The organism is Mycobacterium pseudokansasii, from assembly GCF_900566075.1.
Lineage (GTDB): Bacteria > Actinomycetota > Actinomycetes > Mycobacteriales > Mycobacteriaceae > Mycobacterium > Mycobacterium pseudokansasii.
The window spans coordinates 4,927,024-4,952,063 of the sequence record NZ_UPHU01000001.1; the positions used below are offsets into that span (position 1 = coordinate 4,927,024).

The 25,040-nt window shown below is 67.2% G+C and carries 19 protein-coding genes, 1 tRNA gene and 2 pseudogenes; 13 read left to right on the forward strand and 9 right to left on the reverse strand.

Translation table 11 applies throughout. The features are described from left to right. Positions 1-2 precede the first annotated feature (2 nt). The 6 genes and pseudogenes from kdpB (at position 3) to EET10_RS22130 (ending at position 7,978) form a co-directional block, all read left to right on the forward strand. Complete coding sequence (kdpB, locus tag EET10_RS22105; protein WP_246013671.1) at positions 3-2,114, forward strand: potassium-transporting ATPase subunit KdpB; 2,112 nt, start codon at positions 3-5, stop codon at positions 2,112-2,114. Then, on the forward strand, positions 2,115-3,026 hold the full coding sequence (locus EET10_RS22110; RefSeq protein ID WP_063468431.1) for a potassium-transporting ATPase subunit C: 912 nt from the start codon (positions 2,115-2,117) through the stop codon (positions 3,024-3,026). Further along, a pseudogene (locus tag EET10_RS22115) lies at positions 3,014-3,667 on the forward strand (histidine kinase); the annotation flags it as partial. The gene EET10_RS22110 and the pseudogene EET10_RS22115, both read left to right, overlap by 13 nt. Before the next feature lie 121 nt (positions 3,668-3,788). Next, positions 3,789-5,189, forward strand: coding sequence for an IS1380 family transposase (locus EET10_RS22120; protein WP_122502310.1), 1,401 nt, complete (start codon positions 3,789-3,791; stop codon positions 5,187-5,189). A gap of 171 nt (positions 5,190-5,360) precedes the next feature. After that, positions 5,361-7,301, forward strand: a pseudogene (locus tag EET10_RS22125) (DUF4118 domain-containing protein); the annotation flags it as partial. Continuing rightward, a complete protein-coding gene (locus tag EET10_RS22130) occupies positions 7,298-7,978 on the forward strand; it encodes a response regulator (protein ID WP_036401846.1) in 681 nt (226 codons plus the stop codon). The pseudogene EET10_RS22125 and the gene EET10_RS22130, both read left to right, overlap by 4 nt. A gap of 443 nt (positions 7,979-8,421) precedes the next feature. On the opposite strand, the gene EET10_RS22135 is transcribed toward EET10_RS22130, so the two are convergent. From EET10_RS22135 to mfd, 8 genes are all read right to left on the reverse strand, one after another. Beyond that, a complete protein-coding gene (locus tag EET10_RS22135) occupies positions 8,422-8,724 on the reverse strand; it encodes a hypothetical protein (protein WP_063468430.1) in 303 nt (100 codons plus the stop codon). 105 nt (positions 8,725-8,829) lie between these two features. Next, complete coding sequence (locus EET10_RS22140) at positions 8,830-9,789, reverse strand: Ppx/GppA phosphatase family protein (RefSeq protein ID WP_122502495.1); 960 nt, start codon at positions 9,787-9,789, stop codon at positions 8,830-8,832. Next, on the reverse strand, positions 9,786-10,277 hold the full coding sequence (locus EET10_RS22145; protein WP_036401851.1) for a DUF501 domain-containing protein: 492 nt from the start codon (positions 10,275-10,277) through the stop codon (positions 9,786-9,788). Before EET10_RS22145 ends, EET10_RS22140 begins: the two co-directional genes overlap by 4 nt. Next, positions 10,270-10,944 (reverse strand): FtsB family cell division protein, encoded by a 675-nt coding sequence (locus tag EET10_RS22150; RefSeq protein WP_036401853.1) that lies wholly within the window; start codon positions 10,942-10,944, stop codon positions 10,270-10,272. The genes EET10_RS22145 and EET10_RS22150 overlap by 8 nt, the downstream gene beginning before the upstream one ends. Before the next feature lie 34 nt (positions 10,945-10,978). Then, positions 10,979-12,268 carry a phosphopyruvate hydratase gene (eno, locus tag EET10_RS22155; protein ID WP_036401856.1) on the reverse strand — a complete coding sequence of 430 codons (1,290 nt, stop codon included), beginning with the start codon at positions 12,266-12,268 and terminating at the stop codon, positions 10,979-10,981. Positions 12,269-12,348: 80 nt separating this feature from the next. Continuing rightward, positions 12,349-13,089, reverse strand: a complete 741-nt coding sequence (locus EET10_RS22160) for a lytic transglycosylase domain-containing protein (protein ID WP_036401858.1) — start codon at positions 13,087-13,089, stop codon at positions 12,349-12,351. 286 nt (positions 13,090-13,375) lie between these two features. Beyond that, complete coding sequence (locus EET10_RS22165) at positions 13,376-14,398, reverse strand: nucleoside triphosphate pyrophosphohydrolase (RefSeq protein ID WP_036401860.1); 1,023 nt, start codon at positions 14,396-14,398, stop codon at positions 13,376-13,378. Further along, the gene (mfd, locus tag EET10_RS22170; protein WP_122502496.1) at positions 14,395-18,105 is read right to left on the reverse strand and encodes a transcription-repair coupling factor; all 3,711 of its coding nucleotides are present in this window, start codon (positions 18,103-18,105) and stop codon (positions 14,395-14,397) included. Before mfd ends, EET10_RS22165 begins: the two co-directional genes overlap by 4 nt. Before the next feature lie 107 nt (positions 18,106-18,212). On the opposite strand from mfd, the gene lysA reads away from it, so the two are divergent. Beyond that, positions 18,213-19,553: a diaminopimelate decarboxylase gene (lysA, locus tag EET10_RS22175; RefSeq protein WP_063468427.1), complete on the forward strand. Its 1,341-nt coding sequence runs from the start codon at positions 18,213-18,215 to the stop codon at positions 19,551-19,553. A 5-nt stretch (positions 19,554-19,558) separates the two neighbouring features. Here the strand turns inward: lysA and EET10_RS22180 are convergent, their stop codons facing one another. After that, entirely contained in the window at positions 19,559-20,152 is a 594-nt protein-coding gene (locus tag EET10_RS22180; protein ID WP_036402227.1) for a TetR/AcrR family transcriptional regulator, read from the reverse strand. A gap of 344 nt (positions 20,153-20,496) precedes the next feature. Here EET10_RS22180 and EET10_RS22185 point away from each other — a divergent pair. From EET10_RS22185 to EET10_RS22210, 6 genes are all read left to right on the forward strand, one after another. Continuing rightward, positions 20,497-20,568, forward strand: a tRNA-Gln gene (locus EET10_RS22185). A 53-nt stretch (positions 20,569-20,621) separates the two neighbouring features. After that, positions 20,622-22,115 (forward strand): bifunctional UDP-N-acetylglucosamine diphosphorylase/glucosamine-1-phosphate N-acetyltransferase GlmU, encoded by a 1,494-nt coding sequence (gene glmU / locus EET10_RS22190; protein WP_036401869.1) that lies wholly within the window; start codon positions 20,622-20,624, stop codon positions 22,113-22,115. An 85-nt stretch (positions 22,116-22,200) separates the two neighbouring features. Beyond that, positions 22,201-23,181: a ribose-phosphate diphosphokinase gene (locus EET10_RS22195; protein WP_036401871.1), complete on the forward strand. Its 981-nt coding sequence runs from the start codon at positions 22,201-22,203 to the stop codon at positions 23,179-23,181. After that, positions 23,182-23,538 (forward strand): arsenate reductase (glutaredoxin), encoded by a 357-nt coding sequence (gene arsC, locus EET10_RS22200; RefSeq protein WP_036401874.1) that lies wholly within the window; start codon positions 23,182-23,184, stop codon positions 23,536-23,538. A gap of 44 nt (positions 23,539-23,582) precedes the next feature. Further along, positions 23,583-24,197 (forward strand): LpqN/LpqT family lipoprotein, encoded by a 615-nt coding sequence (locus EET10_RS22205; RefSeq protein WP_051490455.1) that lies wholly within the window; start codon positions 23,583-23,585, stop codon positions 24,195-24,197. A 171-nt stretch (positions 24,198-24,368) separates the two neighbouring features. Further along, the gene (locus EET10_RS22210) at positions 24,369-25,034 is read left to right on the forward strand and encodes a 50S ribosomal protein L25/general stress protein Ctc (RefSeq protein WP_036401877.1); all 666 of its coding nucleotides are present in this window, start codon (positions 24,369-24,371) and stop codon (positions 25,032-25,034) included. Positions 25,035-25,040 lie beyond the last annotated feature (6 nt).

Sequence of the window (25,040 nt, forward strand, 5' to 3'; positions counted from 1 at the left end):
AAGTGACGCGCACCACCACTTCGGCCACCCACCTGCTCGATCCGGCGCTGCTGGTGAAGTCGCTACCGGACGCGTTGCGCAAGCTCGACCCGCGCACCCTGTGGCGCAACCCGGTGATGTTCATCGTGGAGATCGGCGCCGGCTGGGCGACGATTCTGGCGTTCGGTGACAACACCTGGTTCAGCTGGCTCGTGGTGTTCTGGCTCTGGCTGACAGTCATTTTCGCCAACCTCGCCGAAGCGGTCGCCGAGGGACGCGGCCAAGCGCAGGCCGATTCCCTGCGAAAAGCCAAGGCCGACACCATCGCGCACCGGCTCAGGGATTGGTCACCGAGAACTGCAAGCACACCCGAAGACCCTGAAGACGTTGCCGCGCCACTGCTGCGGCCCGGCGACATCGTGGTTGTCGCAGCGGGCGAGGTCATTCCCGGAGACGGTGATGTCGTGGAAGGCATTGCCTCAGTGGACGAATCGGCGATCACCGGCGAATCCGCCCCGGTCATTCGGGAATCGGGCGGCGACCGCTCCTCGGTAACCGGCGGGACGACCGTGCTGTCGGATCGCATCGTCATCCGAATCACCCAAAAGCCCGGTGAGAGCTTCGTGGACCGGATGATCGCGCTCGTCGAGGGCGCCAACCGGCAGAAGACTCCCAACGAGATTGCGCTCAACATCCTGCTCGCGGCGTTGACCATCATCTTCGTGTTCGCGGTCGCCACACTGCAGCCGCTGGCGATCTACTCCAAGGCCAACAACCCCGGTGTGCCCGACACCTCGGCGCTCGGCGCCGACGGCATCAGCGGCATCGTGCTGGTCGCGCTGCTAGTGTGCTTGATTCCCACCACAATCGGGGCGCTGCTGTCGGCGATCGGCATCGCGGGCATGGACCGGCTGGTGCAACGCAACGTGCTGGCCATGTCCGGACGGGCCGTCGAAGCCGCCGGTGACGTCAACACCCTGCTGCTGGACAAAACCGGAACCATCACCCTCGGCAATCGAGAGGCATCGGAATTCATTCCGGTGCACGGGATCAGCGCCGCCGAGCTCGCCGACGCCGCTCAGCTGGCCAGCCTGGCCGACGAAACGCCGGAGGGCCGCTCCGTCGTCGTCTACGCCAAACAAGCCTACGGATTGCGCGCCCACACACCAGGTGATCTCGACGACGCCTGCTGGGTGGAATTCACTGCGGTGACCCGGATGTCGGGTGTCGACCTGGACGGGCGAAAGCTGCGTAAGGGAGCGGCCAGCTCGGTCGCCGAATGGGTACGTGGCAACGGCGGCGAGGTTCCGGCCGAACTGGGGCACATTGTCGACGGCATCTCCGCTGCCGGGGGAACGCCGCTGGTGGTGGGCCGGGTGGATCATCGAAAAGCGCAGGTGCTCGGCGTCATCCACCTCAAGGACGTGGTCAAGCAGGGCATGCGGACCCGGTTCGACGCGATGCGCCAGATGGGAATTCGCACCGTAATGATCACCGGCGATAACCCGTTGACCGCCAAGGCAATTGCGGACGAGGCCGGGGTCGACGACTTTCTGGCCGAGGCCACACCCGAGGACAAGCTGATGCTGATCGAGCGGGAGCAGCACGGCGGCCGCCTGGTTGCGATGACCGGCGATGGCACCAACGACGCCCCGGCGCTGGCCCAGGCCGATGTGGGGGTGGCGATGAACACCGGCACCGCCGCCGCCAAGGAGGCCGGCAACATGGTGGACCTGGACTCCGATCCCACCAAGCTCATCGAGATCGTGGAAATCGGTAAGCAACTGCTGATCACCCGCGGCGCGCTGACCACATTTTCGATCGCCAACGACATCGCCAAGTATTTCGCGATCATCCCGGCGATGTTCGTGGCGCTGTTTCCCGGCTTGGATCTGCTCAACGTGATGCGGCTACACAGCCCGCAATCGGCGATCCTGTCCGCGGTGATCTTCAACGCCGTCGTCATCGTCGCGCTGATTCCACTGGCATTGCGCGGGGTTCGGTATACGCCCAGTCGCGCCTCGAAACTGCTCAGCCGCAACCTTTACCGGTATGGAATGGGCGGACTGGTCGCGCCGTTCATCGGGATCAAGGTCATCGACCTGGTCGTCCAACTATTGCCCGGGATGTCGTAGATGGTTCGCCAATATTGGGCCGCACTGCGGGCCCTGCTGGTTTTCACGGTCATCCTCGGCCTCGGCTACCCGCTGCTCGTCTGGTTGGTGGCATGGCTTCCCGGGCTGCACGACCAGGCGCAAGGTTCCATCGTCGATGCCGGCGGTAAGCCGGTCGGCAGCAGCCTGATCGGACAGTTGTACCTCGATGCCGCCGGGCGTCCGTTGCCGCAGTACTTCCAGGGGCGGCCCTCAGAGGCAGGCGCCGGATATGACCCGTTATCCAGCGGCGGCAGCAATCTGGGACCGGAGAGCATCGTGGATATTCCCGCTGACCCGGCAAAACTGGCGGCCGGCGCAAGTCCGGCCGAAGCCGGTTACCAGCCCAGTCTGCTGACCCAGGTGTGTTCGCGCAGTGCGGAGGTGGCGCGATTCGAGGGCCTCGACCAGGCGGGGGGATCACGTCCATTCTGCACGCCGGGCGGCGTCGGAGCCGTGCTGTCGGTGATCGGTCCCCGCGATCCGCGCGGCAATGTCGCGCGCCCAGTTCGAGTGGTCAGCGTCAACGAGCCCTGCGCCGCCGGCAAGCAGCTGTTTCTGGACCGCTACGAGGGCGTACCGGTCCAATGCGCGGCGTTCGGCGAGAACTACTCGCTCGGCCAGATCGTGCCCATCCGCGGCGCGGCTCCGGAGGTCCCGGGAGTTCCGCCCGACGCCGTCACGGCCAGCGGCAGCGGGCTGGACCCGGATATCTCCCCGGCCTACGCCGAGCTGCAGATTCCCCGGGTGGCCAGGGCCCGGCATGCCAGCCAGGATCAGATACGGGCGCTGGTGGCGCAGACGGAAAGCGGCCGCGCCCTCGGCATCTTCGGCCAGGCGAGCGTCAATGTGCTGCGGCTCAACCTGGAACTCGACCGCAGATACCCGGTCTAGCGTTGCGGGTGGATGATGGTTGTGTGAGCGCCGTCGAACCCCCTCGCAAACGCGGAGAACTCCGCATCTATCTGGGGGCGGCGCCGGGAGTCGGCAAGACCTACGCGATGCTCGGCGAAGCGCACCGCCGGTTGGAACGCGGCACCGACCTGGTGGCGGCCGTGATCGAGACCCACGGACGCACGAAAACCGCTGTGCTGCTTGACGGCATCGAAATCATCCCGCCGCACTACGTCGAGTACCGCGGTACCATGTTCCCCGAACTCGACGTGCCCGCCGTGCTGGCGCGCCATCCCCAAGTGGTACTGGTCGACGAACTGGCTCATACCAATACCCCGGGCAGCAAAAACCACAAACGCTGGCAGGATGTCGAGGAGTTGCTCGATGCCGGGATCACCGTGATCTCCACGGTGAATATTCAGCATCTGGAAAGCCTCAACGACGTCGTCGCCCAGATCACCGGCATCCAACAGCAAGAGACTGTGCCGGATTCCGTCGTGCGGCAGGCAGCACAGGTGGAGCTCATCGACATCACACCGGAGGCATTGCGCCGCAGGCTGTCCCACGGCAATGTCTATGCTCCCGACAAGATCGACGCGGCGTTGTCCAACTACTTCCGCCGCGGAAATCTCACCGCACTAAGCCTGAATCCGTGGATCGGCTGGTGGTTTGATCGGCGTGTGAACAGCGAAAATGCCTTCTGGCCTGGGATAATACGAGTGCTGAAGTCGTCTTTTTCCAGTGTTCAGGAAGGCATTTTCGGTGCATTCATCGTATACGTTCACTCTCGGGTCGGCGGTGTTTGACGAGCCGAATCTGGTGTCGGCCGCGGGTTTGGTTCCGGTGCTGGAATTGGCTGAGCAGACCGGGCTTTCGGAATTGATCGGTGAGCATGTGGATCTGCCGTCGACACGGGTGGCCTCCGGTGCGGTCAACCCGGTCGGGAAGCTGACCTCGATCATCGCCGGGATGATGTGCGGCGCGGACTGCATCGACGACGTCGACGTGTTGCGTGCCGGCGGCACGCCACGGGTGTTCAACGAGGTGTATGCGCCCTCGACATTGGGGATCTTCTTGCGCGAGTTCACTTTCGGGCATGCCAACCAGCTCGCGGCCGTGGCTCGCGCGCATCTGGTGGCGCTCGCGCAGCGGGTGCCGCTGTTGCCCGGCATCGAAGAGCGCGCCTTTTTGGACATCGACTCGCTGCTGCGTCCGGTCTACGGGCGCCATAAGCAGGGTGCTTCGTTCGGGCACGCCAAGATCGCCAGCCGTGCGCTGCTGCGGTTGGGTCTGTCGCCGCAGATCACCACGATCTCGACCGCGCAGGCCCCACCGGTGATCGCCGAGGCGCGGCTGCGCAGCGGTAAGGCCGGCTCCGGCCGCGCCGCGGCCTGGCAGGTCAAACAAGCCATCACCACCGCCCGCGGGTGCGGGGCCGGCAAGATCATGCTGCGCGGCGACACCGCGTTCGGCAATAAAAAGGTGATCGGCGCCTGCATCGCCGAAGGCGTCGAGTTCTCCCTGTCGATGACCCGAAATCGGGCCATTACCACCGCGGTCGAGGGCATCGACGAGGCCGCCTACACCCCGGTGCACTACCCGGGCGCGGTCGAAGACCCTGACACCGGGGCGCTGATCTCCGATGCCGAGGTCGCCGAAACTCCCTACACCCTACGGCTGGGGCGGGGCAAGAAGATCACGGCCCGACTGGTAGTGCGCCGGGTCAAAGACGCCCGCTACCCGGATGCGTTGTTTCCGGTGTGGCGCTATCACCCATTTCTGACCAACTCCGAGCTGCCCACTGCCGAGGCCGACATCACCCACCGCCGCCACGCCATCATCGAGACCACCTTCGCCGACCTGATCGATGGCCCACTGGCTCGGATCCCTTCAGGGCTGTTCGCCGCGAACTGCGCCTGGTTGGCCTGCGCGGTGATCGCCCATAACCTGCTGCGCGCCACCGGGACCCTCGCCGGCGGTCACCACATCGTGGCCCGCGGTGCCACCCTGCGCCGCGACCTGGTCAACGTGCCCGCCCGCTTCGCCGCACCGGCCCGCAAACCGATGCTGCACCTACCCGTCCACTGGCCCCGACAAGTCGAGTGGAAAGCCCTGTGGGACAGCGTCATCGGCTACCCGACTGCGCAACCCCGCGCCGCTTGACCAAGCGGCCAGCCCCTGTCCACCCCGCCATCCAGGCCCGACCCGAGGAACCCCTAAAGGAAAAGCTGGTGCAGGCCAGCGGATCACATACACGCCAAAGTGTCCACGCCCCAGCGCCACTCGCCCGAACCCGCCGATGACCACCCGAAATCATCGATCCACGGATTCAGGCTAAGGGAACTGGCGCTGCTGTGGCTGGCCGACCAGGTGGACACCGCGCTGGCCAAGTACCGCGCGGAGAACAAGATTACCGACCTGTGGGAAGCGCGCGAACGCGTCGTCGTGGCCGTCACCGGCGGTCCCGAGTCGGAGACGTTGGTGCGACGGGCGTCGCGGATCGCGTCGAAATCCAGTGCCGAGCTGATGGTGGTGCACGTGATCCGCGGTGACGGGCTGGCGGGTCTGTCGGAGGCGCGGATGAGCAAGATCCGGGCACTGGCCGGCAGTCTTGACGCCTCGCTGCATACCGTGGTCGGTGACGACGTCGCCGACGCCTTGCTGGATTTCGCCCGCGAAATCAACGCCACCCAGCTGGTGATCGGGACCTCGCGCCGGACTCGATGGGCGCGTCTGTTGGAGGACGGTATCGGCCAGGCCATCGTCGAGCGGTCGGGCAAGATCGACGTGCACCTGGTCACTCATGAGGAATCCAAGCGCGGCTTGCGAACGACCCCCGTCGCGCCCCGGGGACGTCGAGTGACGTCCTGGCTGGCGGCCGTCATCGTTCCCTCGCTGATCTGCGCGATCACCCTGGCCGTGCTGGACCGCTATCTGGACACCAGCGGCGAAAGCGCGCTGTTCTTCGTCGGAGTCCTCGTGGTGGCGCTGCTGGGAGGCGTTGCCCCGGCGGTGCTTTCGGCGGTGTTATCCAGCCTGCTGCTGAACTATTACCTGACCGATCCGCGGCACACGTTCACCATCGCCGAACCTTCCGCGGCCGTGACCGAGGCGGTCCTGCTGCTGGTCGCGGTCGCGGTCGCGGTGCTTGTCGACGGTGCGGCCAACCGAGCCCGGGAAGCCCGCCGGGCCGCCCAGGAGGCCGAGCTGCTGACCTTGTTCGCCGGATCCGTGCTGCGCGGCGCGGACCTGGACACACTGCTGGAACGAGTGCGGGAGACGTACACCCAACGCGCGGTCAGCATGTTGCGTGAGCGCGCCGGCGAAGACCGTACCTTCAGTGAGGTGGTGGCCTCCGTTGGCAAAGATCCCTGCACCACAGTCGATTCCGCCGACACCGCGATCGAGGTCGGTGACGACGAATTCTGGATGCTGATGGCCGGAAAAAAGCTGTCGGCGCGGGACCGACGAGTGCTCAACGCGGTGGCCCGACAAGCCGCGGGTCTGGTCAGACAACGGGAGATGGCCGAAGAAGCCAGCCGCACCGAGGCGATCGTGCGTGCCGACGAGCTGCGGCGCTCGCTGCTGTCCGCGGTCAGCCATGACCTGCGCACCCCGCTGGCGGCGGCCAAGGTCGCGGTGTCCAGCTTGCGGGCCCACGATATCGCCTTCTCCCCGGCCGACACCGCCGAATTGCTGGCCACCATCGAAGAATCCATCGACGCGCTCACCGCGCTGGTCGGAAACCTGCTCGATTCCTCACGGCTGGCCGCCGGCGTGCTGCGCCCGGACCTGCAGCGGGTGTATCTGGAGGAAGTGGTGCAGCGCGCGTTGGTGAGTATCGGCATGGGTGCCACCGGCTTCTACCGGTCGGCCATCGACCGCGTCAAGGTCGACGTCGGAGGCGCCGTGGTGATGGCCGACGCGGGCCTGCTGGAACGGGTCTTGGCCAACCTGATCGACAACGCGCTGCGCTATGCACCGGACTGTGTCGTGCGGGTCAACGCCGGCCGGGTGGGCGATCGTGTGCTGATCAACGTCATCGACGAGGGTCCCGGGGTCCCGCCCGGAACCCAGAGCCAGATCTTCGAACCCTTTCAGCGCCTTGGCGATAACGACAACACCACCGGAGTCGGACTGGGAATGTCTGTGGCGCGCGGTTTCGTCGAAGCCATGGGAGGCACCGTCGTGGCCGGAGATACACCGGGCGGCGGTCTGACCGTCGTCGTCGACCTGGCCGCCCCGCCCGCTTGCGGGGGAGAGCGGCGCGAATGACCCGTGTGTTGGTGGTCGACGACGAGCCGCACATCCTGCGGGCGCTGCGCATCAATCTGACCGTGCGCGGCTATGAGGTGATCACCGCCTCGACCGGCGCCGGTGCGCTGCGCGCCGCCGCCGAACACCCGCCCGACGTGGTGATCCTCGACCTCGGCCTGCCCGACATCTCGGGGATCGACGTGCTGGCCGGTCTCCGCGGTTGGCTGTCAGCGCCGGTGATCGTGTTGTCGGCGCGCACCGATTCCTCCGACAAGGTCGAGGCCCTGGATGCGGGCGCCGACGACTACGTCACGAAACCCTTCGGGATGGACGAGTTTCTGGCCAGGCTGCGCGCGGCGGTGCGCCGCAACGCCGCGGCGTCGGAGGTGGATCAGCCGGTTGTCGAAACCGACGCGTTCACCGTCGATTTGGCCGCGAAGAAGGTCACCAAGAACGGCGTCGAAGTGCATCTGACCCCGACCGAATGGGGCATGCTCGAGGTCCTGGTCCGTAACCGGGGCAAGCTGGTCGGCCGCGAAGAGCTGCTCAAGGAGGTCTGGGGACCCGCGTACGCCACCGAAACCCATTACCTGCGGGTGTACCTGGCGCAGCTGCGGCGCAAACTGGAAGACGACCCGTCACACCCCGAGCACCTGCTGACCGAGTCCGGAATGGGTTATCGCTTCGAGGCCTGATCCCAGCTGCCACAGGAGTCACTGGTTGCGGGGGATGCTCTTTTTGCCCACCTCACTCGGAAATTCATGGTGATCACGAATGCGACTGGTCAACGATGTCTTCTTCCGTAGCCTTGGATGCCTGGCTCTGGGCACACCTTGGCTCTGTTTTCGGCACGCCGATACCGCACCTTCGCTCAAACCGCTTGTGATGGCAGGCAATCGGGGGATGTCGCACGTGCTCACCGTATCGGCAGTCATGGGCGTCGTATCGAGTGTGCGGTGACGCCTTTGACTGTGCATCGAGGGCGGGAACGTCCACGATCGACCGCCCGGACGGCACAGTCGGCGCCGCCACCGCACACTCGGTGCCATCGGCGCACACTCGGTGCCTTCAGCCACCGACCCAACCGCACCAGCACGCGATTTCCCTCTCCCACACCGGGGCACAGCCCCACAACCGCTCACGGCGACTTCGCCGGTGCCCGGGCCGAGGCCCGCAACGCCAGCACGCGTCGATGAATCCGGTGTTCGGTGGCTCGCGGGATGTACGACGGGCCGCACCGACCCCGGCCGAGCGGGCGAACCCGGCCGCGTGCAATCTCCCAGCGCAACGCGTCCGAGACGGCCTTGGATGCCCTGCCACACAAGGAAAATCCGTGCCAGGCAAGCGCATCGAGCATTTCAGCGATCCTCGCCGGTCCGTGTTGGGACAACTGCATGGTCAGCACGTAGCGGAGCTCGATTCCGCGAAGCATGGTGTGCATTGCCGAAGCGTCGCATGCCGGTATGACATCGGCCGGAGTTGTCGCTATTAGGTGGGCAAAAAGAGCACCCCCCTGTTGCCTAGCGGCTCCTGCGACAGATGTGACTCATCCGGACAATGACAGCACGATACCGTCCAGGATGTCGTGCTCACTGACGGTCAGCTCGTCAATGCCGGCCCGGTCGCGCAGCTCGCGGGCCAACTCCTCGACCACAATCGCCCCGCCGGCGATCACGTCCACCCGGCCCTCGTGCATCGGCGGCAGCGCGGCGCGCTCCTTGCGAGTCATTTTCACCAGCCGATCGCACACGATCAGTAACTCATCACCGGGCACCCGCGAAAGGTGAATGGCCGCAGCATCATACGCTGTCAAGCGGTGAGCCAACGCGGACAGCGTGGTCATCGTCCCGGCCAGACCGACCCAGGTCCGCGCCGATTCGACGGGCACCACCTGCAACGCGACCGCCAACCGCTCCCGCACCACCTTTCGGGCCGCGGCGACCTCCCGCGCCGTCGGGGGGTCGGAGTGCAAACAGCGCTCCGTCAGCCGGACGCAGCCGATGTCAGCCGAGTAACTCGCGACCACTGCATCACCGGCCTTGCCGAGCACCATCTCGGTGGAGCCGCCGCCCAAGTCTACGACCACGAAAGGCGAACCGGCGCTGTCTAATTCGCCCACCGCACCGCGGAACGACAGCTCGGCCTCCTCGGCGCCGCTGATCACTTCCGCGATCGACCCGGGGATCACGGCGCCCAGCACCTCGGCCGTCATCGCGAAGAAGGCGTCGCGATTGGCGGCGTCGCGAGTGGCCGACGTGGCAACCATTCGAACCCGCTCGACACCGTGCAGCCGCAGCAATGCGGCATAGTCGGTCAACGCCGCGCGGGTCCGCGCGATCGCATCCGGGGCGAACTCGCCGGTCGCGTCAACTCCCTGACCCAGTCGGACAATCCGCGTTTCGCGATGCACATCGTGCAGGCGGGCGCCGGTCGCCTCGGCGATCAACAGGCGAATCGAATTGGTACCGCAGTCGATCGCCGCGATTCGCCGTCTCGATCCACTCATCGCCACTGCTCCCCCACAATCAAATCGGCGGCCGCCGGCTCGGCGGCCAACAGCGCCACCGCCTCGTCGCCGAGTGGATTCACCCCGGGACCCTTGGCCAACGAATGCGCGATCAGCACGTGCAGGCACTTCACCCGGTCGGGCATTCCCCCCGCCGATACCGCCGTCCCCAGCGGTTCGATGGCATCACGCTCGGCCAGATACGACTCGTGCGCGCGCCGATAAGCCGCGGCCAGGCCGGAGTCGCATCGCAACCGATCAGTCATCTCACGCATCAGCCCGGTGGTCTCCAGCCTGCTCGCCGCCGACGTGAGCCCCGGATGCGTCAGGTAGTACAGCGTCGGAAACGGCGTCCCGTCAGGCAACTTCGGGGCGGTTTTCACCACGCCGGGTTCACCGTTGGGGCATCGGTAAGCGACCTCGAGCACGCCGCGAGGCTCCCGGCCGAGCTGACGCGCCACCACCTGAAGATCGGCCCGGTCAACCACCGGGCGCCGTCGGGTTCGGCGGCACCGCACCGGGCGGACCGGGCTCGGTGGTGGGCTCCGGGGCGGCGGCAGGCGGCAGGTGTGGCGCATCGGCGATGGTGTGCCACAACGCGGTATACCAGGGCTCGTTCTTGGCCGCGGTCGGCGCATCGCCGCGAGGCTGGGGCGACACCGCCGCCGTCGGCGGAAGCTGGACCTGAAACGGGATGTCGCCCGGCATCACGAACCCGAGACGCTCGCGGGCCTGGGCCGCGATATAGGCCGGGTCGGCCAGCTGATTCTTCTGCCGCTCCAGATCGGCGATCTGGCGACGCAGCGCGGCTTCCGTCGCGGCCAGTTGTTCCATCTCGGTGCGCTGCGCGAAGTAGGTGCGTACCGGCCCGGCGATGGTCAGCGTGAGCACACACACCACCGCGGCCAGCACCGCCGCTCGCCGAGCGGTGAACCCCAGCCGCTGGTCGGACCGCTGTTCCAACGATTCGGTGAACGAGCGCTTGATGGGTTCGACGACATGCTCGCGCAGGGTACGGGCGGTCTGGCCGGTGGCCGGCGACTGCGCGGGCCGGGACGGCGACGCTGAGCGACGGGCCCTGGACGTATCGCCGGCCTTCCCCGGCCGCGAAGCCGGGGAGCGGCGTTTCGAATCGGGTCGTTTCGCGTCGGGCATGTCGTTTCAGCCGCGCCTCGGGTTGGCGGCCAACCTATTTTTGGTCCCCAAGGTATCGGGGAAAGGCCAGGTCGCCGGCGTAACGGGCGGCGTCGCCGAGCGTGTCTTCGATACGCAACAGCTGGTTGTATTTGGCGACCCGTTCACTGCGGGCCGGTGCGCCTGTCTTGATCTGTCCGCTGCCCACCGCCACCGCCAGGTCGGCGATCATGGTGTCCTCGGTCTCGCCGCTGCGGTGGCTCATCATCGTGCGGTATCCGCTGTGGTGGGCCAGCGCCACCGCGTCGAGTGTCTCGGTCAGCGTGCCGATTTGATTCACCTTGACCAGCAACGCGTTTGCCACGCCTCGTTCGATGCCCTCTTCGAGTCGCTCCGGATTCGTGACGAAGATGTCGTCGCCGACGATCTGTACCCGGTCGCCGATCGACGCCGTCAGCGCGGTCCAGCCGTCCCAGTCGTCCTCGGACAGCGGGTCTTCGATGGACACCAGGGGGTAGGAAGCCAACAGTCCGGCGTAGAACTCGGCCATCTGCGCGGCAGTGCGGGTCGAACCCTCGAAGGAGTAGCCGGTGCCGTCGGTGTAGAACTCGGTGGCCGCGGCGTCGAGTGCCAGTGCCACGTCCGAGCCCAGCTGGAAACCCGCGGACTCGATTGCCCGGCTGATCAGATCCAGCGCCGCGGTGGTGCCGGCCACGTCGGGGGCAAAACCGCCTTCGTCGCCCAGACCGGTGGACAACCCCTCCTTCTTCAGCACCGACTTGAGCGCGTGGTACACCTCGGCACCCCAGCGCAGCGCCTCGGCGAAACTCGGCGCGCCGATCGGGGCCACCATGAACTCCTGGATGTCGACGGCGGTGTCGGCGTGTGCGCCGCCGTTGAGGATGTTCATCATGGGCACCGGCAGGATGTGGGCGTTGGGGCCGCCGATGTAGCGGAACAACGGCAATTCCGCCGATTCGGCGGCGGCCTTGGCAACGGCCAGCGAGACACCGAGGATCGCGTTGCCGCCCAACCGGGATTTGTCGGGCGTGCCGTCCAGGTCGACCAGCGCCTGGTCGACCAGCCGCTGGTCGTCGGCGTTGAGGCCGATGACAGCCGGGCCGATTTCATCGAGTACGGCTTGGACTGCCTTCTTGACCCCCTTGCCGCCGTAGCGGTCGCCGCCGTCGCGCAGTTCGACGGCCTCGTGCTCGCCCGTCGACGCGCCCGAGGGCACGGCGGCGCGGGCGAAGGTGCCGTCCATCAGAGCCACCTCGACCTCGACCGTCGGGTTGCCGCGGGAATCCAGAATCTCGCGGGCCCCGACCTGCTCGATAATCGGCACTGGATTCTCCTTTGCGCTGTGGTTCTCTTATGGTCCCCGACCGACCATTAGCGTAAAGCCTGGCTCGGCGCTTTATCCTGCTACAGCGGGTGGCCCGCCGCGTAAGCGGTCGCCCAGTCCCGCACCGCCCGAGCGTAAACACCGGAGTTGTTGTAGGCGCGCAACGCGGTGATCCAGCCGCGCGGCGTCGCGAGATCCTTTCCGCGCCAGCACAAGTAACCTGCCGCCGAGAGTGCGGCATCGTCGATGTTGTCGGGGCTGACAATGCCGTCGTTGTTGGCGTCGACCCCGTAGAGCCGCCAGGTCTCGGCGATGAACTGCATCGGCCCCATCGCACGCTGCACCCCGTCTCCGTCCGAAGCACCGTCGGCAGCGCCGCGGTCACTGTCCACGATGCGCAGCGTCCCACCGGTGCCGTCGAGGCGAACGCCGCGAATGGGCGGGGTCACGTCCCCGTTGGGCGCTATGGTCGCGCCGCGATAGGTGCCGTTATGGCTCTCGACCTGCCCGATACCGGCCAGTGTGGTCCACGCGATGTGGCACTTGGGGTTCTCGACCTCCGCGACGCGAGCGGCGTAGGCGTAGGCCTCGAGAGCGATGACCGGCATTTCCAGCGCGGGGGCTCGCTGCTCGGCCCACTCTCGCAACTGATCGGCGGGCCGGCCGCTGGCGTAGGTATCCACCGGCGGGACGGGATCGCCCGGCGGCGGCGGCACACCGTCGGGAATGAACAAGCTGAGCTGCCAGGTGCAACTGGACGCCAACAGCATCGCGGTCGCCCCTATCACGGCGACCGCGCGCAACCAACGTCTCGGCGTCACACTGCTCCTTCTTGGCTGCTCGTGGGCTCCGTTGAGGGCTTCGCTCGGGGCTGGCTGCCGCTCCCCTTACGTGCTCCTCCGGTCTGCTACCGATTTGGTCATGATCATCGTCCCACGGGTTGCGATCGTGCCTCTTCTGATTTGCGGCTCAGCACACCGGCATACCGTTGTTATCACGTGGATATCGGTTAGCTGTGAGCGTGTTTGGCTATCGCTGTTCCCGTTTCTGTTGCTAGCAAACGCATCTGTCGCAAACTTCGGGATGATCGCTTGCCGTTGGGGGGTCTTACCGCCTGCCTTTGCGTTTCTTCGGGCCGCCGCGGGATTCCTTACCCGCTGCCGGCGCGGTTTCGGGGCCGGTTTCCAGCACATCGTCTGTCGGTCCGGGCCAGTGGGCCAACCACTCTTCTGCGGTGATGGTGCCGATGGGCGACACGTCGAGTTCCTCGGCAACGCTGTCGTCACGGCGCGCGGCCGCAATCGCCTTCTCGGCGCTGCGGACCTTGTCGACAAAATCCAAAATGGCTGCGCGCAAAGAGTTTTCAGCATCGACCTCCGCCGAAACGGTGACCGAGGTGATGCCGGACGGGATCAGTTGCGGAGGTAATCCCGCCTTACCGACGCGCTGAACAACCTTCTGCGCCAACGCTAATGCCGGCTGACCGGTATGGACGTCGTCCAAGACCGAGTTGCGGGACTTTTCGGCCGCCTTGCGTTCTTCCCATTGACTCATCTGTTCCTGAAGCGAAATCTCTTGCCCGGCAAGGACGCCCGGCGCACGATTGGCCAGCTTGCGGATCAGCGTGTCGGCGACGTCGTCGATGGTGAACGGGAGCAGTGCTGCATCTTCGGCGATGCGGGCATGGAAAAGCACCTGCAGCAGCAAGTCACCGAGTTCCTCGCGCAGCTGGTTCACATCGCCGCTGTGCACCGCATCGAGCAGCTCGTAGGTCTCCTCCAACAGGTAACGGCGCAACGAGTTGTGGGTCTGCTCGCTTTCCCACGGCCCGTCGGTGCGAAGTCTGTCCATGATGGCCACGGCGTCGAGCAGTCGTTCCCCGCGATGGCGATCCGGTACCGAAATCAGTCGCGCTCCGCCGGCCAGTCGTGCCACCACGGCCGGATGATTGGGGTCCGACGACAACAGCACCGGTGCGTCGTCTCCGATGTGCACCGGGTGCGCGTCGGGCAGCGACCACGGCACCGCGACCGGCATCTCTTCGGTGTATTGCACCGGGCCGCCGAGCAACTCGATGGCTTCCACCGGCACCAGCGACGGGCGGCGCGGGTCGACCAGGACGACAATCATCGCGCTCGTCGCTCCTTACTCGACACGGGGGCCCCCGCATCGTCGCCGGACGGACTCGTTATACCAATATCTTTCTGCGGTTTACCCGCCAGCGCCGTCACCAGGTCGGCCACCATCTGCACCAATTCGACATCGCGGATTCGCGGCGCACCGATGCCGCCGGCACGTGGAATCGGGACCTGCACGGTAGCCGTGGTCGCCCGGTAATGCGCCCCCGGGTACATCCGCTTGAGCCGAACCTGCGAGGAGTCCAGCAGGTTCAACGGCGACAGCCGCACGGTCGCCGCCGACGGGGCCGACACCTCGGTGATGCCGGATCCGCGACACAGCAGCCGCAGCCTCGCCACCGCCACCAGCCGCCGAGCGGGTTCGGGCAGCGGCCCGTAGCGGTCGTTGAGCTCCTCCACAGCAGCAGCGACCTGGTCATCAGACGAAGCGGCGGCCAGCCGCCGGTAGGCCTCCAAACGCAGCCGGTCGCTGCCGATGTAGTCCGGCGGCAGGTGCGCGTCGACCGGCAGGTCGATGCGCACGTCCTTAGGCTCCTCGGCGGTCGTTACCGTCTTGCCGTCGGCAGCGGCCCGGTAGGCTTCAACGGCCTCACCGACCAACCGCACGTACAGGTCGAACCCGACGCCGGCGACATGCCCGGACTGCTCGACACCGAGCACATTGCCCGCCCCCCGGATCTCGAGGTCCTTCAATGCCACCGCCATGCCCGCGCCGAGCTCGTTGTTCTGGGCGATGGTGGCTAACCGGTCGTAGGCCGTCTCGGTCAGCGGCGTGTGCGGCGGATAGAGGAAGTAGGCGTAGCCGCGTTCCCGGCTGCGGCCGACCCGGCCACGCAGCTGGTGCAGCTGGGACAGACCGAAGGTGTCAGCGCGCTCGACGATGAGCGTGTTGGCGTTGGAGATGTCCAGGCCGGTCTCCACGATCGTCGTGCACACCAGGATGTCGTATTCGCGGTTCCAGAAGCCCTGCACGGTGCTTTCCAGCAGCTCCTCGGGCATCTGCCCGTGCGCGACCACCACCCGTGCCTCGGGCACCAGCTCGCGGACGTGGGCCGCGGCCCGGTCGATGGAGCTGACCCGGTTGTGCACGTAGAAGGCCTGCCCGTCGCGCAGCAGCTCGCGCCGCAACGCGGCCGCGACCTGCTTGTCGTCGTGCGGGCCGACGTAGGTCAGCACCGGATAGCGCTCTTCGGGCGGGGTCAGGATGGTCGACATCTCGCGGATCCCGGCCAGGCTCATCTCCAGGGTGCGCGGGATCGGGGTGGCGCTCATGGTCAGCACGTCGACGTGGGTGCGCAGCGCTTTGATGTGTTCCTTGTGTTCGACGCCGAAGCGCTGCTCCTCGTCGACGACGACCAGGCCCAGGTCTTTCCAGCGCACGCCGGTCTGCAGCAGCCGATGCGTGCCGATCACGATGTCCACCGACCCGTCGGCCAGGCCCTCGATCACCGTTCGGGACTCGGCGGCGTCGGTGAACCGTGACAGGCCCTTGACGGTGACCGGGAACCCGGACATTCGCTGCGCGAAGGTTTGCAGATGCTGGTCGGCCAGCAGCGTGGTGGGCACCAGCACCGCCACCTGTGTGCCGTCCTGAACGGCCTTGAACGCCGCCCGCACCGCGATCTCGGTCTTGCCGTAGCCGACGTCGCCGCAGATCACCCGGTCCATCGGGATCGGCTTTTCCATGTCTGCCTTGACCTCTTGGATCGCGGTGAGCTGGTCGACGGTCTCGGTGAAGCCGAACGCGTCCTCCATCTCGGCCTGCCACGGCGTGTCCGGTGCGAACGCATGTCCGGCGCTGGACTGCCGTTTGGCGTACAGCGAGACCAGCTCGCCGGCGATCTCACGCACCGCCCGTCGTGCCTTGGTCTTGGTGTTGGCCCAGTCGCTGCCGCCCAGCCGGCTCAGCGCCGGCGCCTGTCCGCCGACATACCGCGACAGCTGGTCCAGCGAGTCCATCGGGACATACAGCTTGTCTGATCCACCACCCCGTTTGGCCGAGGCGTACTCGAGTACCAGGTATTCGCGGCGGGCGCCGCCGACGGTGCGTTCGACCATCTCGACGAACCGGCCGATGCCGTGCTGATCGTGCACCACCAGGTCGCCGGCCGTCAGCGCCAGCGGGTCCACGGTGTTGCGTCGTTTGGCGGCCAACCGCTTGCCCTCGGCAGCGGTGACCCGGCTACCGGTCAGGTCCGCTTCGGTGACCACGACCAGATCGGCGCCCGACACCACGCCCGGTACCACGATGCCGTCCCGCAGCGGACCCTTGACGACACCGACCAGGCCGAGTTTGGGCGCGGCGCCGGGTTCGAGCATGGTCGCGGGGATGTCGGATTCGGTCAGCCGCTCCACCACCCGATGCGCGGTGCCGGTCCCGGGCGCGACCATCACTGCATACCCGCCGGCCGTGACGTGCCCGCGCACCATCGCAAAGATGGCGTCGATATCCCGCTGATGCCCCCGCGCCGACGGCGACGGCCGGACGTCCAGCTCGAGCGCCGACTCGTCGGACAGCTGGCTCAACGTCCACCACGGATGACCCGACCGGGTCGCCGCGGTGCGCACCTCGTCCAGCTCGGCGAAGCCTGATCCGCCCAGTTGCTCGACGTCGACGGGTGCCTGATCTTCGGGACCGGTGCCGAGTGCGGCCACCGACCACGCCGCCTCCAGGAATTCTCGCCCGGTTTTGATCAGGTCAGCCGCCCGGGTCCGGATTTTCTCGGGGTCGCACAGCAACACCGGGGTGCCCTCGGCCAGCTGGTCGGTCAGCAACGCATGGGCCGCATCTGCCCCGCCTTCCGTGGGACGCAGCACCGGCAGCAGGGCCTCCATCCCGTCGACCGGGATGCCCTCGGCCAGCTTGGCCAACATGTTGGAGACGCTGCCGGCGGCGGCGTCTCCGGCGGCCGGGTACTGCGCGGCCAATTCGGCGGCCCGCGCCCGCACGTCGTCGGTCAGCAGCAGCTCACGGCAGGCGACCGCCACCAGCGCGTCGACCTCGATCTCCGGAATGGAGCGCTGGTCGGCGACCGAGAACATCCGCATTTCGGTGATCTCGTCGCCCCAGAATTCGACGCGCACCGGATGCTCGGCGGTCGGGGCGAAGATGTCGAGTATTCCGCCGCGCACGGCGAACTCGCCGCGGCGTCCCACCATGTCCACCCGGGTGTAGGCCAATTCGACCAACCGGGCGATCACGTCGTCGAAGCCGACCTCCTGGCCCACCCTCAAGGTGACCGGCTCCTGCCGCCCCAGCTGCGGCGTCATCGGCTGCAGCAGGGAGCGCACCGCGGTCACCACCACCCGCAACGGCGGGCCCAGCCTGGCGTCGTCGGGATAGGCCAGCCGGCGCAGCACCAGCAGGCGGGCACCGACCGTGTCGACACCCGGTGAGAGCCGCTCATGCGGCAGCGTCTCCCACGACGGAAACACCGCGACCGCGCCGCCGAGAACACCCTGTAGTTCCGCCGTCAGGTCGTCGGCCTCGCGGCCGGTGGCGGTGACCACCAGCAACGGACCCTGCCGCGCCAGTGCGCTGGCGACGAACAGGCGCGCACTAGCCGGCCCTACCAGGGTCAATTCCTCGGGGCGATCGGAGGCGCGCGCAATCAGCTGTTGGAAGGTTGGCGCGGCCAGCGCCAATTCGACGAGCCCCGCGATCGGGGTATCTGGGCTAGCAGCCCCCGGTGCGGTCATGATGCGGCCATTCTAGGGCGCAGCCGATTCATCAATATCAAGCCCGCCGCCGTCAAGAAAATGTAAGGACACCGGTACCCGCCCCGGCCGCGGCACATGGTGGAGCCATGACACTGCTCGACCTGCTGCCATCTATCGGCCACGCGGCCCCGCGGCGGTTCGACCCCGCGATCTGGCCGACCACCGCCAGTTCCGACGAGGACGGCCGGCTGTGCATCGGCGGCGTGCCGCTCGCCGACATGGCCGACGAGTTCGGCACCCCGGCTTACGTGATCGACGAGAGCGACTTCCGCCACCGCGCCCGTCGATACCGCGCGGCGTTGCGTGATGCCGAGATCGTCTATGCCGGGAAGTCGTTGCTGACCACAGCGGTGGCACGCTGGGCCCGCGAAGAGGGACTCGGCGTCGGCATCTGCTCACCGGGAGAGCTGGCCGTCGCCCTGGCCGGCGGTGTGGATCCGTCGCGCATCGTCATGCACGGCGACGCCACATCGCCCGGCGAGCTGCGCGATGCCGTGGCCGTCGGGGTCGGGCGCCTGGTCCTGGATTCCAGTCTCGACATCGCCTACCTGGCCGGCCTGGCGCGCCGGCGCCAGCGGGTGCTCATCCGAGTGACCCCCGACACCGACATCCATGGCCACGCCGCGGTCACGGCCGGGACCAGTGACCCAAAGCCCGGATTCACCCTCACCGGAGGCCATGCCGCCGAGGCGGTAAGGGCGGTCCTGGCGCATCCCATCCTCGACCTGATCGGACTGCACTGCCACCTGGGCCCGCAGGTCACCGACCCGGCCCGCTTCGGCGAAGCGATCCGCCGCCTGATCGCGGCCATGGCCGACATCCGGGCACACCACGGCGTCATCCTCACCGAACTCAACATCGGCGGCGGCCATGCCGTGCCCTACCTGCGCGGGGATCGGGAGCTCGACCTCGCCGAGTTGGCCGCCGTCATCGAAGACGCGCTGGACGAGGGCTGCGCCGCCGAACACTTCCCCCGCCCGGCCGTCGTCGTCGAACCCGGTCGCGGCATCAGCGCGCGCGCCGGCGTCACGCTCTACCGCGTCTGCTCGGTGAAGACCCGGCCGAATGGCCACACCGTGGTCGCAGTGGACGGTGGAATGAGCGACAGCCCGCGGGTGGCGCTGGACGGCGCGCGGTACACGGTCGCCCTGGCCAACCGGCATGGCCTGGGCATCAAGCGGTCCGTCAGCGTGGCGGGCCGGCATTGCGGCGCCGGCCACGAGATCGCCCGCGCTGTCGAGCTGCCGTCGGATATCCACGCCGGCGACCTGCTCGCGGTGGCGTGTACCGGCTCCTATCACCACAGCATGGCGTCGAACTACACCATGGTCGGGCGGCCGCCGCTGGTGGCAGTCAACGGCGGCCGGGCCCGGGAGCTGGTTCGTCGCGAAACGATCGCCGACCTGCTGTCGCGCGATTGCGGGTAACGGGCCTACTCGCCCTGCAGCTGGGGATCGGCCTCGAGATGGGTCAGGCCATTCCAGACCAGGTTGACCAGGTGGGCGGCGACGACTTCCTTCTTGGGTTCCCGCGCGTCGAGCCACCATTGCGCGGTCATCGACACCGAACCCACCAACGCCTGGGCATAGAGCGGCGCCAGGTCCGGGTCGAGTCCGCGGCGGGCGAAGTCACCGGCCAGGATGGAGCTGACCTGGCTGACGGCGTCGTTGAGCAGGCTGGAATAGGTGCCCGAGCTGATCGACGCCGGCGAATCGCGGATCATGATGCGGAAGCCGTCGGTCCGTTCCTCGACATAGGTCAGCAGGGCCAACGCGACCCGCTCGACGCGCACCCGGGAACGGTTGTTGGTCAGCGACGAGGTGATGCCGTCCAGCAGCGCCTGCATCTCCCGGTCGACGACCACCGCATACAAGCCCTCCTTGCCGCCGAAATGCTCGTAGACGACCGGCTTGGAGACGTTGGCGCGTTGCGCGATTTCCTCGATCGAGGTCCCGTCGTAGCCGCGCTCGGCGAACAACGAGCGGGCGATGCCGATGAGCTGATGCCGGCGTTCGCTACCGGTCATCCGGGCGCGCGGCGCCCGCGGTTCCCTTTCCGGATCCTTATCGGCCACAGCCACGTCAATCAGGGTATCCGTTCGCGTGGGTGTCGGCGGTCTTCAGCGTGCACTGAGGGCTTTGAGCGTGAGCTGAGGGCTTTGAGCGTGAGCTGACGGCGCCGAGCGTGAGCTGACGGCATCGACTGTGCGTCAGGGGCCGAGGAGCCGTGATTTTGCCGCCCAACATGCACACCCGAGGCCACAACTTCACAATCGTTTCCACAATCATCGCCGGGGGCTCCGGAGTCGATCCGCTTAACGTTAGAGTCTCATGGTGGTGAGCGGGCAAAATGCTCACCGTCGACCGGCAATCCGTCGTGGTGTAATCGGCAGCACATCAGATTTTGGTTCTGAGAGTTCAGGTTCGAGTCCTGGCGACGGAGCGTGGTTGTTGCCGCGGGCGTGCGCGTTCGCGAGCCGAACCTAAGGAGGGTCGATGACGTTTCGTGGTGACACCGCGGTCGTGGTCCTCGCGGCCGGACCCGGCACCCGGATGCGGTCGGACACCCCCAAGGTGCTGCACACCCTGGGCGGGCGCAGCATGCTGGCGCACTCTCTGCACGCGATGACGAAGCTGGCGCCGCAGCATCTGGTCGTGGTGCTAGGCCATGATCACCAGCGCATCTCCCCGTTGGTCGCCGAGCTGGCCCAGACCCTAGGACGCACCATCGACGTCGCATTGCAGGACCGGCCGCTGGGCACCGGGGACGCCGTGCGGTGCGGCCTGTCCGCACTGCCCGACGATTACGCCGGCATCGTGGTCGTCGCCTCCGGCGATACGCCGCTGCTGGACGCGGACACCCTGGCCGATCTGATCGCCACCCACAGCGCGGCCCACCCCGCAGGACAGGCCGCGGTCACCGTGCTGACCACGACGCTGAGCGACCCGCACGGCTACGGCCGCATCCTGCGGACCCAGGACAACGAGGTGATGGCGATCGTCGAGCAAACCGACGCGACGCCCTCACAGCGGGAGATTCGCGAGGTCAACACGGGCGTCTACGCCTTCGACATCGCTGCCCTGCGGTCCGCCTTGAGCCGGCTGAGCTCCAACAATGCTCAGCAGGAGCTGTACCTGACCGACGTCATCGCCATCCTGCGCCGCGACGGGCACACCGTAAGTGCCCGCCACGTCGACGACAGCGCGCTGGTGGCCGGCGTCAACAACCGCGTCCAACTGGCACAACTGGGCGCCGAACTCAACCGCCGGATCGTGGCCACCCACCAACTGGCCGGCGTCACCGTCATCGACCCGGCCACCACGTGGATCGACGTCGACGTCACGATCGGGCGCGACACCGTCATCCACCCCGGCACCCAGCTGCTGGGCCGGACCCAGATCGGCGGCCACTGCGTCATCGGTCCGGACACCACCTTGACCGACGTCACCGTCGGCGACAGCGCCACGGTGATCCGAACGCACGGCGCATCGTCGTCGATCGGCGACGGGGCCACGGTCGGCCCCTTCACCTATCTGCGGCCGGGCACCGTGCTGGGAGCCGACGGCAAATTGGGCGCGTTCGTCGAAGTCAAGAACTCCACCATCGGCACCGGCACCAAAGTTCCGCACCTGACCTATGTCGGCGACGCCGACATCGGCGAGCACAGCAACATCGGCGCGTCCAGCGTGTTCGTCAACTACGACGGCACCGCCAAGCAGCGCACCACCATCGGCTCGCACGTTCGCACCGGCTCGGACACGATGTTCGTGGCACCCGTGACGGTCGGCGACGGCGCCTACACCGGGGCCGGCACGGTCGTCCGCGAGGATGTGCCCCCGGGGGCGCTGGCGGTGTCCGCGGGTCCGCAACGCAATATCGAAAACTGGGTGCCACGCAAACGGCCCGGGACGGCGGCGGCTCAGGCCGCCCAAGCCGCCGAAGCCGCCGAAAAGGCCCGGCAGAATTCCGAAGGCAACCAGACAGCGTGAATCAGGGTGCCGGCCACCCGGCAACACCAGCAGGCCCCGTACGATAAGTCATCCATTTCGATCCCGATACGGCGAGGGCAGCGCGTTGAGCCACGACTGGACCGACAATCGCAAGAACCTGATGCTCTTCAGCGGCCGCGCTCATCCGGAGCTGGCCGAGCAGGTCGCCAAGGAACTCGACGTCCATGTCACCGCGCAGGACGCGCGGGAGTTCGCCAACGGCGAGATTTTCGTGCGCTTCAACGAATCGGTGCGCGGCTGCGACGCGTTCGTCCTGCAGTCCTGCCCGGCACCGGTGAACACCTGGCTGATGGAACAGCTGATCATGATCGACGCGCTCAAGCGGGGCAGCGCAAAGCGGATCACCGCGGTCATGCCGTTCTACCCCTACGCCCGGCAGGACAAGAAGCACCGCGGCCGTGAGCCGATCTCGGCGCGGCTGGTCGCCGACCTGCTCAAGACCGCCGGCGCCGACCGCATCGTGACCGTCGACCTGCACACCGACCAGATCCAGGGCTTCTTCGACGGACCGGTCGACCACATGCGCGGCCAGAACCTGCTGACCGGCTACATCAGGGACAACTACCCCGACGGCAACATGGTGGTGGTCTCCCCCGACTCGGGCCGGGTGCGCATCGCCGAGAAGTGGGCCGACGCGTTGGGCGGCGTTCCGCTGGCCTTCATTCACAAGACCCGCGACCCGCGCGTCTCCAACCAGGTGGTGTCCAACCGGGTGGTCGGTGAAGTCTCCGGCCGCACCTGTGTGCTCATCGACGACATGATCGACACCGGCGGCACCATCGCCGGCGCGGTACAGCTGTTGCACAAAGACGGGGCCCGCGACGTGATCATCGCGGCCACCCACGGTGTGCTGTCCGACCCGGCCGCCGAGCGGCTGGCGGCGTGCGGCGCCCGCGAGGTGATCGTCACCAACACGCTTCCCATCACCGAGCAGAAGCGTTTCCCCCAGCTGACGGTCTTGTCCATCGCGCCGCTGCTGGCCAGCACCATTCGTGCGGTTTTCGAAAACGGCTCAGTCACAGGGCTTTTCGACGGAGACGCCTAGATGCCCGCCGCCGCAGGGGAATCCGTCATCTACCACAACCCCAGGTGCAGCACCTCCCGCAAGACGCTGGAGTTGTTGCGCGACAACAACCTCGAGCCCGTCATCGTCGAATACCTGAAAACCCCGCCGTCCCGCGACCAGCTGGTGCAGCTGATCCGAGACGCCGGCATCGAGGTACGGACCGCGGTACGCAAACGCGAGCCGCTCTACACCGAACTCAATCTCGCCGACGCCACCGATGACGAATTGCTCGACGCCATGGCCGAGCACCCCATCCTGATCGAACGGCCTTTTGTGGTCACCTCGAAGGGCACCCGGCTGGCTCGGCCGGTCGACGCCGTTCGCGAGATTCTGTGATCGCTCGCCGGCGCAGCGCGGCCGTCGTCGCCATCGCGGTGGCGATGTCGTCGGTCGCCTGCTCCCCGGCCAAGCCCCCCGACTTCCAGTCCATCTTGACGACGGGTGCGACCACTAGCACCCCGACTACGACGGCACGGCCCGTTCCGCTGTCGAAGTACCTGGAAAGCATCGGTGTCAGCGGAGAACAGGTGGCGCCGAGCAAACTGAGGGGTCTGACGGTGTCCATTCCGACACCGCCGGGCTGGTCGCCGTACAGCGGTCCGAAGATCACCCCGGAGACGGTGATCATTTCCAAAGGCGGCAAGTATCCGACCGCCAGGCTGGTGGTGTTCACGCTCCGCGGAGACTTCAATCCCGCCGACGTGGCCAGGCGCGGCAACGAAGACGCCCAACTGTTCGACAACTTCAAGCAACTGGACGCCTCGACGGCAGACTTCAACGGCTTTCCGTCGTCGATGATGCAAGGCAGCTACGACCTCGACGGCACCCGGCTGCACAGCTGGAACCGGGTCGTCGTTCCCACCGGGCCACCGCCGGACAATCAGCGGTATCTGGTTCAGCTCACGATCACCAGCCTGGCCGCCGAGGCGGCCGCGAATGCGCCCGACATCGAGGCGATCATCCGCGGTTTCGTGGTAGCCGTGAAGTCGCGGTGATGACGCGACGGCAGCCGAATTTCCCCTCTGCGGTGCCGATGCGCTAACCTGGCCGGGCGTCACGGCGAGGGTGCGTAGTCCAGCACCGTTATCGACGGAGACCGACAGTTTCGTCGCGATCCTTGCCGTGCCCTCCTATGACCAGGGTTTCGAGCACACAGGAGCGACACAATGGCCAAGGCTGCAGTCAACCAACTGAAGGTCACGGTGCGGACCCAGACCGGCAAGGGCGCGTCCCGGCGAGCCCGCCGCGACGGCAAGATTCCAGCCGTTCTGTATGGCCACGGCGCCGAGCCTCAGCACCTGGAGCTACCCGGACACGACTTTGCCGCGGTACTGCGGCACTCGGGCACCAACGCGGTGCTGACCCTGGACATCGCCGGGAAGGAGCAGCTGGCGCTGACCAAAGCGCTGGACATCCACCCGATCCGCCGCAGCATTCAGCACGCCGACCTGCTGGTGGTCCGGCGTGGCGAGAAGGTCGTCGTCGAGGTCGCCGTCGTGGTGGAAGGCGAGGCTGCGTCGGGCACCCTGGTTACCCAGGAAACCAGCACCATCGAAATCGAGGCGGAGGCGCTGTCGATTCCCGAGCACCTGACCGTGTCGGTCGAGGATGCAGAGCCCGGCACCCAGTTCACCGCCGGACGGATCGAGCTGCCGCGCGGCATCACCTTGATCTCCGACCCGGAGCTGCTGGTGGTCAACGTGGTGACCGCGCCGACGGCCGAAGATCTGGCCGAAGAGGGCGCGGGCGAGGTTGCCGGAGCCGCAGCAGCCGAAGAAGAGGCCCGGAAAGAGGCCGCAGAAGCCGAATCCGCCGCGGCAGCGTCCGAGTAGCGGCTC

Bases quoted from the DNA above. Each gene is read 5' to 3' on its own strand.
- EET10_RS22110 (WP_063468431.1), top strand. From the start codon at position 2,115: ATGGTTCGCCAATATTGGGCCGCACTGCGGGCCCTGCTGGTTTTCACG.
- EET10_RS22130 (WP_036401846.1), top strand. From the start codon at position 7,298: ATGACCCGTGTGTTGGTGGTCGACGACGAGCCGCACATCCTGCGGGCG.
- EET10_RS22135 (WP_063468430.1), bottom strand. From the start codon at position 8,724: ATGCACACCATGCTTCGCGGAATCGAGCTCCGCTACGTGCTGACCATG.
- EET10_RS22140 (WP_122502495.1), bottom strand. From the start codon at position 9,789: ATGAGTGGATCGAGACGGCGAATCGCGGCGATCGACTGCGGTACCAAT.
- EET10_RS22150 (WP_036401853.1), bottom strand. From the start codon at position 10,944: ATGCCCGACGCGAAACGACCCGATTCGAAACGCCGCTCCCCGGCTTCG.
- EET10_RS22165 (WP_036401860.1), bottom strand. From the start codon at position 14,398: ATGATTGTCGTCCTGGTCGACCCGCGCCGCCCGTCGCTGGTGCCGGTG.
- mfd (WP_122502496.1), bottom strand. From the start codon at position 18,105: ATGACCGCACCGGGGGCTGCTAGCCCAGATACCCCGATCGCGGGGCTC.
- lysA (WP_063468427.1), top strand. From the start codon at position 18,213: ATGACACTGCTCGACCTGCTGCCATCTATCGGCCACGCGGCCCCGCGG.
- EET10_RS22180 (WP_036402227.1), bottom strand. From the start codon at position 20,152: ATGACCGGTAGCGAACGCCGGCATCAGCTCATCGGCATCGCCCGCTCG.
- glmU (WP_036401869.1), top strand. From the start codon at position 20,622: ATGACGTTTCGTGGTGACACCGCGGTCGTGGTCCTCGCGGCCGGACCC.
- arsC (WP_036401874.1), top strand. From the start codon at position 23,182: ATGCCCGCCGCCGCAGGGGAATCCGTCATCTACCACAACCCCAGGTGC.
- EET10_RS22205 (WP_051490455.1), top strand. From the start codon at position 23,583: ATGTCGTCGGTCGCCTGCTCCCCGGCCAAGCCCCCCGACTTCCAGTCC.
- EET10_RS22210 (WP_036401877.1), top strand. From the start codon at position 24,369: ATGGCCAAGGCTGCAGTCAACCAACTGAAGGTCACGGTGCGGACCCAG.